This is a genomic window from Allobosea sp. RCC_152_1 (genome assembly GCF_041360765.1).
Lineage (GTDB): Bacteria > Pseudomonadota > Alphaproteobacteria > Rhizobiales > Beijerinckiaceae > Allobosea > Allobosea spartocytisi.
Genome location: NZ_JBFUPU010000011.1, coordinates 163,300 through 174,052, shown reverse-complemented (window position 1 = coordinate 174,052; position 10,753 = coordinate 163,300). Strand labels below are relative to the sequence as shown.

Here is a 10,753-nt window from a genome sequence, read left to right as displayed (position 1 = left end):
GCCGAGCGCGGCCTTGAGGAAGGCAATCACGGCGAGGCCGGCGACTACGTCATCGAAAAGGCCTTCGTCGAGAAATAGAATACGGGATTGAACCCCGGCCGGAGGCAGTGCAGATACAGGCGCCCGCGCAGCGGGTCGCCAGAGAGAACCCTCCCCCCGCGTGAACATGGACGGCCTGGGCGCCGAACGCGCCAAGGCCCGACACTAAGACATCCCCCCGATGCGGGCCGCCCCCACCCGAAGGCGACCGGAGGCACCGGACCGCAGCTTCGACGGAAGCGGCAAAGTCCGATTGACAGCGACGAAAAACCGACCCTATCATTCGTATACAAACAAATTATGCGCTGAAATCGCGAGGGGACGAGATGTACGACGTTTTCGCCACTGACCGCTTGATCGATCACTGGCTGATCGAGGACATCGGGGCCTGCGATCTCACCGTCCAGGTCATGATCGAGCCGGACGAGGTCGGCGCGTTCTACATGAACGCCCGCGAGCCGATGATCGTCGCGGGGGTCGAGGTGGCGGCGCGCGTATTCCAGCGCTACGACCCGACGCTGAAGGTGAAACTGCGCGTCAGGGACGGGGACCGCGTCGAGAAGGGCGCCGTCCTGGTCGAGGTCGAGGGAGCGGCCCGCAGCGTGCTCACGGCCGAACGCACCGCCCTCAACATCGCCCAGCGCCTGTCCGGCATCGCCAACGAGACCGCGCGCTATGTGGCGGCGATCGAAGGCACGAAGGCCAGGCTCATCGACACCCGCAAGACCACGCCGGGCCTGCGCATGATGGAGAAGCATGCCGTGAGCTGCGGTGGCGGTCTCAACCACCGGCTCGGCCTCGACAACGGCGTCATGGTCAAGGACAACCACATTGCCGTCTGCGGCAGCATCGCCGCCGCCGTCGCGCGGGCCCGCAAGAAGCTGCCCGTCCTGACGAAACTCGAGATCGAGTGCGACAACCTCGGACAGGTGCACGAGGCCGTCGCCGCCGATGTCGATGTCATCATGCTCGACAACATGTCGATCAAGGACATGGTCGAGGCCGTCGCCATCATCGGTGGGCGGGCGAAGGTCGAGGCCTCCGGCGGGATCAGGATCGACACGATCCGCGCCATCGCGGAGACCGGCGTGGACTATATTTCGACCAGCAAGATCACGCAGGCTGCGGTCGCGGTGGATATCGGCCTCGACGAGGCGTGAGCGGCGGCGATGCGTCCCGGCACGCTGTTCTTCGTCATCGGCCCGAGCGGCGCCGGGAAAGACACGCTGATGCTCGGCGCCCGCGAGGCGCTGGAGGCGACGGGGCGCTACGTCTTCGCCAGGCGGGCGATCACGCGGCCCGCGGGTTCGCCCGGAGAGGACCACGAGGCGGTATCCGATACGGAATTCGAGCGCCGCAGGACGGCCGGGGAGTTCCTGATCGATTGGGAGGCCCATGGCCTGCGCTACGGGCTTCCGGCCTCTCTTGAAGGAGAGCTGGCAGCTGGCAGGCATGTCGTCGCAAACGGGTCCAGGGCGGTCGTCGCCGCCCTCTCGCGACGCGCCGCTAGGTTGGTCCTGGTGGAGGTGGTCGCGCCTGCGGCCGTCCTGGCCCGGCGCATCGCGGAGCGTGGGCGCGAGGATTCCGGAGCTATCTGCGAAAGGCTCGCGCGCGTCGTCGAACCGCCGCCGGCAGGTGTTCGGCGCGTCGAGGTTCTCAACGACGACACCCCGTCGGTCGGCGTCGAACGCTTCGTGGCCGCGATCGAGAACGCGGCCAACTACCTGACCCTGAAGCGCATGCCCTTCCTGACCGGCAGGCGCTTCTGCGCCTATCTGCCCGTCGGTGGCACGGTCGATGGACGCGACTATCTCGGGCCGGGCAAGATCGAGCTCTCCAGCGGCATGGCGGCGGTTCGCGCCGAGGTGCAGGCGGTCGAGCCGTCCGGGCTGCTGGGAGCCGACGAGATCGGCCTCTCGGCCGAAGCTTTCGCCGAATTCGCGATGCCAGAAGGCAGCGAGGTGACGATCCGGCGAACGCCTTCACCCGAAAGCCGCGAAGCCCTCACCGGCAAGCTCCGTGGCGAGGCGCTCTCCGAGGAGCAGTATCGCCTGCTGATCCGGGATATCGTCGAATCGCGCTATCCCGATGCCGAGGTGGCCGCCTTCCTGGTCGCGGCGACGCAGAAGCTGACCGACCGCGAGGTGGCCGCGCTCGCGCGCGTCCGCACCGGCTTCTCGCAGCGGATCGCCTGGCCTGACCGGATCGTCGTCGACAAGCATTCCATGGGCGGTATTCCCGGCAGCCGCATCACCCTCATCGTCGTCCCGATCATTGCCGCGCACGGCAAGTTCCTGATGCCCAAGACCTCCTCGCGTGCCATCACCTCGGCTGCCGGCACGGCGGACGCCATGGAGGTCGTGGCGAATGTCGAGCTCGATCCGGCAGGCTTGCGCCGCTGCCTCGAACAGGCCCGGGCCTGCATCGCCTGGAACGGACGGCTCAACCATTCCGTCGTCGACGACGTGATGAATGCGATCACGCGGCCGCTCGGCATCGACTCCAATCGCTGGTCGGTCGCCTCGATCCTGTCGAAGAAGTTCACGGCGGGATCGACGAATGTGATCGTCGATCTCCCTTACGGCCCTCGCGCGAAACTGCATTCGCTGGAGGAGGCCACCGAGCTCGCTCGCCTGTTCGAATTCGTCGGGAAGGAACTCGGCCTGGTGGTCGAGGCCCATCCGACCGATGGGAGCAGGCCGATCGGACGAGGCATCGGCCCGGCGCTGGAAGTCCGGGACGTCAGATGGGTCCTGAACCGCGACCTGCAGGCGCCACCCGATCTGTTGGAGAAGGCCCTGTTCTTCGCCAGCCGCATCCTCGCATGGGATCCCGACATCGGCTCCCCGGAGGCAGGCAGGGAGCGGGCCATCGCGCTGCTGGAAAGCGGAGCCGCGGCACGGGCCTTCGAGACGATCATCGATGCCCAGGGCCGGCGCGCGCCGCCGATCGAGCCGGGTCTGCTGGTGCATACGGTGCGCGCCGGGCGCTCGGGGCTGATCGAGGAGATCGACGGCTGGGCGGTCGCCGGCATCGCGCGTCGCGCCGGAGCCCCCTTCGACAAATCCGCCGGGGTCGACCTGAAAATGCGCGTGGGCGAACAGGTCCGCGCCGGCGAAGCACTTTTCGCTATTCACGCCTCATCGGCGGCCGATCTCGACGAAGCAAAGCGTCTGGCCGAGGCCGAAGCCTGCTATCTGATCGGCGATTGATCGCCGGCCGCATCGCGCCGCGGCACGAAATCAGGCGTGAACGGGCTCACGGTTCCCTGCCCCGCCCTCCCGAGCGGGGCACCGCCATCGCTCAACCGTGCCCGAGAGCCGGCATGGTGATCGGCCGCGCGAGCCTCGCCTGCGCCGTCAGGCGGATGCCGGCATTGACCGCGCCATAGCCCGCATAACCGTCGCGCTGGACGATCTCGAAGAACAGCCCGCCATCCAGCGTCTGCGTATAGGCCTGCCGGAAGCTGCCGCCGGCATCGCTGTCATGGAGGATGTTCAGCGCCTTCAGCCGGTCGATCTCCTCGGCCGACAGATCGGAACGGGCTTCCAGATCGTCATAGTAATTCTCGGGGATCGGGAGCATCGCGACGCCATTGGCGATGAGCCGCTCCACCGTCGCCACGATGTCGTTCGTCGCGAAGGCGATGTGCTGCACGCCCGAGCCGAAGAAATCGGTGATGAAGCGCGCCGACAGTGTTCGGTGGCTCTGCGAGCCGTTGAGGATGAGCCGCAGACCATGACCGGGCTCTCCGTCGAGCCCGCTCTCGATCACCTGGCTCTGGACCACGCCGCCGGGATCAAGCACGGCCTGGCTCGGCGCCTTCCTCGTGTCGAACAGCGAGGAGTAGAACAGCAGCCAGGTCAGCATCTCCTCGTACTGCATGCTCTGCGAGACATGGTCGACGCCGGTCAGCCCGGCCTCGGCGTCGCTTTCCTCCGTCGCCTCGAAATCGACCTCGGCCCAGCGGCCGAGCGACGAGGTGCGATCGAGGAAGTAGACGAGGCTGCCGCCGAGCCCGCGCACGGCGGGGATATCGAGTTCGCCCGGCCCGATCGCGCCGGCATGCGGCACGTCGAGCAGCGCCTTGGCCCGGGTGATCGCGGCCTGCGCATCCGGCACGCGCAGCGCCAGCGCACAGACCGAGGTGCCATGGGTGATCTGGTAGCTATGGGCGAAGCCGTCCGCCTCGCTGTTGAGCACGATGCGGATATCGCCTTGGCGCCAGAGATCGACATCCTTCGAGCGATGCGCACCCTTGCGGCTGAAACCGAGCGCGCGCAGAAGCTTCTCGAAGCCCGGCCGCTCCGCCTCCGAGGCAGCGAACTCGATGAACTCCACCGCCTGGACCGGCCCGGGCGGCGGCATCGGCACCACACCCGGCACGGGCTTGCCGATCTGCCGTGCCGTCTCGTCGAGCAGCCAGATCAGGGAGCGATGCCCGTCGAGCGCCACCGAGCGGGCCGAGCCCGCGCGGAAGCGGTCGTTGAAGATCTCCAGCGAGAGCACGCCGTCATAGCCGGTGGAGACCAGCGCGCGCATGAAGCCGGCGAGGTCGAGCTCGCCCTGCCCCGGCAGGCAGCGCCAATGCCGGCTCCAGGAAAGGAGGTCCATCTGCAGCAGCGGCGCATCGGCCATCTGCACCATCGAGATCTTGTCGCGCGGGATCGTGCCGATGGCGGACAGATCGAGCTTGCGGGACAGGATATGGAAGGAATCGAGCACGATCCCCACCTCGGGCCGATTTGCGCGGCGCACGATCTCCCAGGCATCGCGATAGTCGAAGACGTGCCGTCCCCAGGCCAAAGCCTCGTAGCCGACCTTGAGGCCGCGCCGCCCGGCCCGCTCGCCCAGCTCGGCGAAATCGGCGGCAAGCCGGTCGATGCCGGCCAGCGCTTCCGGCGAGGTGTTGGAGCAGACGAAAAGCAGGTCCGTGCCCAGCTCCTGCAGGAGATCGAACTTGCGCTCGGCCCGGTCGAAGACACGCTGGCGGCGCCCCTCCGGCATGCCCTCGAAATCGCGGAAGGGCTGGCAGGTGACGATCTCGAGGCCGAGATCGGCACAGATGCGGCGTACTTCCGTCGGCGAGCCCGGAAAGGCGATCAGGTCGTTCTCGAAGATCTCGACCGCCGTGAAGCCGGCCGCCGCGATGGCCTCGAGCTTTTCCTGAAGCGTGCCCGAGACACAGACCGTGGCGATTGACGGAATCACAGAATGCCTCCTCCGGCGCGGCTCACGCGGCCTTGGCCAGTGCAGGCGCGACCGTAAAGGGCGCACCGGTCTTGGCCTTGACCTCGTCGAGGGTGACGCCTGGCGCAAGCTCGATGAGGGTCAGGCCGCCGCCATTGGCCTTGTCGCAGGTCATCACGCAGAGATCGGTGATGATCATGTCGACGACGCCGGCGCCGGTCAGCGGCAGCGAGCAGCGCTCCAACACCTTGGATTCGCCCGCCTTGTTGGCGTGGTCCATCACGACGATGACCTTCTTGACGCCGGCGACGAGGTCCATCGCGCCGCCCATGCCCTTCACCATCTTGCCGGGGATCGTCCAGTTGGCGATGTCGCCATTGGCGGCGACTTCCATGGCGCCGAGGATGGTCAGGTCGATATGGCCGCCGCGGATCATCGCGAAGGAATCGGCCGAGGAGAAGAAGCTCGAGCTCGGCAGCACGGTGATGGTCTGCTTGCCGGCATTGATCAGGTCGGGATCGGCCTCACCCTCATAGGGGAAGGGCCCGATGCCGAGCAGGCCGTTCTCGGATTGGAGCGTGACGTCCACACCTGCAGGAATGTAGTTCGCCACCAGCGTCGGGATGCCGATGCCGAGATTGACGTAGAAGCCGTCTTTCAGCTCCTTGGCCGCGCGGGCGGCGACTTCTTCGCGGGTCCAGGCCATCAGGCTGCCTCCCTCTTGCGCTCGGTCAGCTTCTCGATGCGCTTCTCGTTGATCGTGCTCTTGATGACGCGGTCGACATAGATGCCGGGGGTGTGGATCGCCTCTGGATCGAGCGAGCCGACCGGGACGATCTCCTCGACCTCGGCCACCGTCACCTTGCCGGCGGTCGCCATGTTCGGATTGAAGTTCCGCGCGGTCTTTCGATAGACGAGGTTGCCGGCGGTGTCGGCCTTCCAGGCCTTGACGATGGCGAGATCGGCCTTGAGCCAGGTCTCGCGCACATAGAGCTGCCCGTCGAATTCCTCGACCGGCTTGCCCTCGGCGACGACGGTGCCGACGCCGGTCTTGGTGTAGAAGGCCGGGATACCGGCGCCGCCGGCGCGGATGCGCTCGGCCAGCGTGCCCTGCGGATTGAGCTCGAGCTCGAGCTCGCCGGCGAGATATTGCTGCTCGAACAGCTTGTTCTCGCCGACATAGGACGCGATCATCTTCCTGATCTGCCGGGTCTGCAGCAGCATCCACAGGCCGAAGCCGTCGGCGCCGGCATTGTTCGAGATCACGGTGATGTTCTTCACGCCGGAATCGCGGATCTCCGGGATCAGGCTCTCGGGGTTGCCCGACAGGCCGAAGCCGCCGGACATGATCGTCATGCCGTCGAACAGCAGTCCGTCGAGAGCAGCCTTCGGGCCGTCATAGATCTTGTTCGTCATCCATCCCTCGTCATTGTCGCTTGCCGAACTGACGGCAGACTATCCTGTTGTCTCAGACTCGTTCCAGCCCGATTGCGATGCCCTGCCCGACGCCGATGCACATGGTCGCGAGCGCACGGCGCTTGCCGGTCAGCGACAGCTCCAGCGCCGCCGTGCCGGCGATGCGGGCGCCGGACATGCCGAGCGGATGGCCGAGCGCAATCGCGCCGCCATTCGGGTTCACATGGACGCCGTCTTCGGGGATGCCGAGATCGCGCAGCACGGCGATGCCCTGGCTCGCGAAGGCCTCGTTGAGCTCGACGATGTCGAAATCCGTGGGCTTCAGGCCGAGACGCTCGCAGAGCTTGCGGGTCGCGGGAATCGGCCCCAGCCCCATCACGCGCGGCGCGACGCCGCCCGCAGCGCCGCCGACGATCCGCGCCAGCGGGGTCAGGCCATACTTCGCCGCCGCCTTCTCGGAAGCGATGATGAGAGCCGCCGCGCCGTCATTGACGCCTGAGGCATTGCCAGCAGTGACGGTGCCGCCTTCCTTGCGGAAGGGCGTCGGCAGCTTGGCGAGCTTCTCCAGCGTGGTGTCGCCGCGCGGATGCTCGTCGACCTCGACGCGGATGGGGTCGCCCTTCCGCTGCGGGATCGAAACCGCGACGATCTCCTTGGCGAGCCTGCCGTTCTGCTGCGCGGCCACGGCCTTCTGCTGCGAACGGACAGCGAAGGCATCCTGATCGGCGCGGCTGATGTTGCAATCGGCCGCGACGTTCTCGCCGGTTTCCGGCATGGAATCAACGCCGTACTGTGCCTTCATCAACGGGTTGATGAAGCGCCAGCCGATAGTGGTGTCATGGATCTCGGCATGGCGCGAGAAGGCGCTGTCGGCCTTGGGCAGCACGAAGGGCGCGCGCGACATGCTCTCGACGCCACCCGCGATCATCAATTCGGCCTCGCCTGCCTTGATCGCGCGGGCCGCGGTGATGACGGCGTCCATGCCCGAGCCGCAGAGCCGGTTCATCGTCGTGCCCGGCACCTCCTTCGGCAGGCCGGCGAGCAGCAGCGACATGCGCGCGACATTGCGATTGTCCTCGCCCGCCTGGTTGGCGCAACCGAAGATCACATCGTCAACGGCAGCGAAATCGACGCCCGCATGACGCTCGACCAGGGCCTTCAGCGGCACCGCACCGAGATCGTCCGCCCGCACCGAGGATAGCGACCCGCCGAAACGACCGATGGGCGTGCGGACATAGGCACAGATGAAGGCTTCGCTCATGTCGTCGTTGCTCTGCTTGCTGTCTGTTCGGGTCGGGAGGACGGCCGGAAGCCGCCCTCAGATATCGAAGAAGACCGTCTCGTTCTCGCCCTGCAGGCGGATGTCGAAGGTATAGACCGGCATGCCGTCCTCGTCGTCGCCGCGCGTCGCGATCAGCGTCGGCACGCGCAGGCGGTGCTCGATGCGGGCGAGAAGTGGATCGGCCGCATTGGCCTGTTCCTCATCGCCGAAATAGAGCCGCGTATGCAGGCCGATATTGATGCCGCGCGCCACGATCCAGAAGGTGATGTGCGGCGCCATCGGGCGACCGTCGAAATAGGGGACGATGCCCGGCTTGATCGTCTCGAAGCGATAGACGCCGGTGTTGCCGTCGAGCGGCTGGCGGAACCAGCCGGGAAAATGCGGATCGGCCTCGCCCCGGCGCTCGCCGGAGCCGGGATAGAGCCCCTGCGCATCGGCCTGCCAGATCTCGATCAGCGCGTCCTTGATCGGCGCCCCCGTCCCGTCGAAGACGCGGCCGGTGACGACAATGCGCTCACCCTTCACCTCCGGCGACAGCGGCAGCGAGCCGAGATCATGCGGAAAGATGCCCTCGATGCCGGAGAAGTTCGGCGTCGCGCCGATATGGATGTAGGGCCCCGCCGTCTGCGACGGGCTTTCCTTGAGACGGCGCAGAGACTGGACCATCAGTTCCCCTCCATCCGGTTCTCGAACAGGGTCGAGCGCCGGCCACGCAGCACGATATCGAATTTGTAGGCCATCGTGTCCATCGGCAAGGTCGCCTCGCGGTCGAGCCCTGCGACGAGTTGCTCCACCGCCTCGCGGCTCGGGATGCCCATCACGATCGGGCACTGCCAGATCATCGGGTCGCCCTCGAAATACATCTGGGTGATCAGCCGCTGCGCGAAGGCATGGCCGAAAACCGAGAAATGGATGTGCGCCGGGCGCCAGTCATTGACCCCGTTCGGCCAGGGATAGGGGCCGGGCTTGATGGTGCGGAACCAATAGCGGCCCTCGTCATCGGTGATGGTGCGCCCGCAGCCGCCGAAATTCGGGTCGATGGCGGCGAGATAGCTTTCCTTCTTGTGGCGGTAGCGGCCGCCGGCATTGGCCTGCCAGAACTCGACCAGCGCGCCGCGCACCGGCCTCGCATCCTCATCCAGCACCTGGCCGTGCACGATGATGCGCGGGCCGATCGGCTCACCGGTCTGGACGTAGTTGAGGATCAGGTCGTTATCGAGCGGCCCGAGCATGTTGTGGCCGAAGACCGGCCCGGTCATCTCGGAGAGCGTATTGCCAAGCGACAGCAGCGCGTTCTTCGGCGAGCGCAGCACGGAGGTCTTGTAATCGGGCGTAAAGGCCGGCGGATGCCAGCTTCGATCACGCTGGTAGAACGAACCGCCCTGATGGCTCGAATTCTCGTTGCGCATTTGCGGCGCCTCCCTCCGTCGGAGCCTGTCTCGTCAAGCTGAAAGCCAGATTGCGACGAGATCGGCCCACTGTTCTTGATCTTGCTCAATTCAAGGCTTTGCCACGCCCAAGCTGCTGCTCACCGAACGGCCGGCTCGCGACAGGTGGGCTCAGCCCGCCTTCTCGTTCTCCATCTCCGCATAGACCGCCTTGGCGATCTTGAAAGCGTGATTGGCCGCCGGCACGCCGGCATAGATCGCCACATGCAGCAGCGCTTCCTTGATGTCGTCCATGCTGGCGCCGGTATTGCGCGTGGCCCGGACATGCATCGCGACCTCGTCATGGTGGCCGAGCGCGGCGAGCAGAGCGATGGTTAGCATCGAGCGCTCGCGCTTGCTGATCCTGTCGCCCGACCAGACCGTACCCCAGGCGCTTTCCGTGATCAGCGTCTGGAAGTCTTCGGTGAAGGCATCGGTATTGGCGACGGCGGCGTCGACATAGCGCTCGCCGAGCACTTTGCGGCGGGTCGCCATGCCCTGTTTGAAACGATCCGATACGTCAGCCACGTCCGTGCTTCTCCAGATGTCCGGCCACCAGCGCGAGCAGCCGGGCGGGCTGCTCCACCGGGGGAATGTGTCCGCAGCCCTCGATCAGCGCGAAGCCCGCGCCCGGAATGCGCTGCGCCATCGCCCGAACCAGATCGGGCGGCGTCGAGAGGTCGCCATCGCCGGCCACGGCCAGCGTCGGCACCGTGATAGCGCCTATGGCGGCGGTCAGATCGGCCTGGCTCAGCGCCTGGCAGGTCGCGATATAGCCATCGGCAGGCTGGCGGAGCAGCGCATTGCGCCAGCCGGCGAGATCATCCGGCCGCTCGGCATGGAAGGCAGGAGTGAACCAGCGCTCCATGACGGGATCGGCGATGGCGGCAAGCCCGCCCTTGCGGACGGCATCGATACGCGCATTCCAGCTTTCGGCCGTGCCGACCTTCGCGGCGGTATCGGCCAGCACCAGCGCCGCAAGACGCTCCGGCGCGCGCACCGCCAGATCCTGCCCGATCAGCCCGCCGATCGAGAGCCCGACCAGCGAAAAACGCCGCAAACCAAGGTGATCGGCAAGCCCGATCAGATCATCGGTGAAGTCGGCAATCGCATAAGGCCCCGGTGGTACGTCCGAGAGGCCATGGCCGCGCTTGTCATAGACGATGACGCGCCAGTCGCGAGACAACGCCGCGACGACCTCGTCCCAGATTCGGAAATCCGTACCGAGCGAATTGACCAGCACAACGGCCGGCGCCGCGCGCGAGCCGCTGTCGCGCCAGTGCACGAGCTTGCCGTCGATGCGAGTGAAAGCCATGGAAGACGTCTTACCCCGAATACGAGGCCATCATGAGCGATTTGGATGCTCATGTTAAATGGCATTATCGCCGGTCAACATAAC

General features: G+C 66.5%; 10 protein-coding genes. 2 read left to right on the top strand and 8 right to left on the bottom strand.

All coding sequences use genetic code 11. The features are described 5' to 3' along the window. The first annotated feature begins 365 nt into the window (after positions 1–365). Both nadC and phnN read left to right on the top strand, forming a co-directional pair. On the top strand, positions 366–1,199 hold the full coding sequence (nadC, locus tag AB6806_RS26025) for a carboxylating nicotinate-nucleotide diphosphorylase (RefSeq protein ID WP_142022708.1): 834 nt from the start codon (positions 366–368) through the stop codon (positions 1,197–1,199). A 9-nt stretch (positions 1,200–1,208) separates the two neighbouring features. After that, positions 1,209–3,251: a phosphonate metabolism protein/1,5-bisphosphokinase (PRPP-forming) PhnN gene (gene phnN, locus AB6806_RS26020; protein ID WP_142022707.1), complete on the top strand. Its 2,043-nt coding sequence runs from the start codon at positions 1,209–1,211 to the stop codon at positions 3,249–3,251. A gap of 91 nt (positions 3,252–3,342) precedes the next feature. Here the strand turns inward: phnN and AB6806_RS26015 are convergent, their stop codons facing one another. The 8 genes from AB6806_RS26015 to pcaD all read right to left on the bottom strand — a co-directional run bounded on the left by AB6806_RS26015 (position 3,343) and on the right by pcaD (position 10,669). Then, positions 3,343–5,250, bottom strand: a complete 1,908-nt coding sequence (locus tag AB6806_RS26015; RefSeq protein ID WP_038365675.1) for a bifunctional sugar phosphate isomerase/epimerase/4-hydroxyphenylpyruvate dioxygenase family protein — start codon at positions 5,248–5,250, stop codon at positions 3,343–3,345. A gap of 22 nt (positions 5,251–5,272) precedes the next feature. Further along, the gene (locus AB6806_RS26010; protein WP_038365674.1) at positions 5,273–5,935 is read right to left on the bottom strand and encodes a 3-oxoacid CoA-transferase subunit B; all 663 of its coding nucleotides are present in this window, start codon (positions 5,933–5,935) and stop codon (positions 5,273–5,275) included. Next, a complete protein-coding gene (locus AB6806_RS26005; protein ID WP_133563699.1) occupies positions 5,935–6,645 on the bottom strand; it encodes a CoA transferase subunit A in 711 nt (236 codons plus the stop codon). Before AB6806_RS26005 ends, AB6806_RS26010 begins: the two co-directional genes overlap by 1 nt. Before the next feature lie 52 nt (positions 6,646–6,697). Continuing rightward, a complete protein-coding gene (gene pcaF, locus AB6806_RS26000; protein WP_112763248.1) occupies positions 6,698–7,906 on the bottom strand; it encodes a 3-oxoadipyl-CoA thiolase in 1,209 nt (402 codons plus the stop codon). A 57-nt stretch (positions 7,907–7,963) separates the two neighbouring features. Further along, positions 7,964–8,593, bottom strand: a complete 630-nt coding sequence (pcaG, locus tag AB6806_RS25995) for a protocatechuate 3,4-dioxygenase subunit alpha (RefSeq protein WP_038365671.1) — start codon at positions 8,591–8,593, stop codon at positions 7,964–7,966. Next, positions 8,593–9,336, bottom strand: coding sequence for a protocatechuate 3,4-dioxygenase subunit beta (gene pcaH, locus AB6806_RS25990; RefSeq protein WP_038365669.1), 744 nt, complete (start codon positions 9,334–9,336; stop codon positions 8,593–8,595). The genes pcaG and pcaH overlap by 1 nt, the downstream gene beginning before the upstream one ends. Positions 9,337–9,486: 150 nt before the next feature. Continuing rightward, positions 9,487–9,882: a 4-carboxymuconolactone decarboxylase gene (pcaC, locus tag AB6806_RS25985; protein ID WP_133563694.1), complete on the bottom strand. Its 396-nt coding sequence runs from the start codon at positions 9,880–9,882 to the stop codon at positions 9,487–9,489. After that, complete coding sequence (gene pcaD / locus AB6806_RS25980) at positions 9,875–10,669, bottom strand: 3-oxoadipate enol-lactonase (RefSeq protein WP_142022706.1); 795 nt, start codon at positions 10,667–10,669, stop codon at positions 9,875–9,877. Before pcaD ends, pcaC begins: the two co-directional genes overlap by 8 nt. Positions 10,670–10,753: the final 84 nt, after the last annotated feature.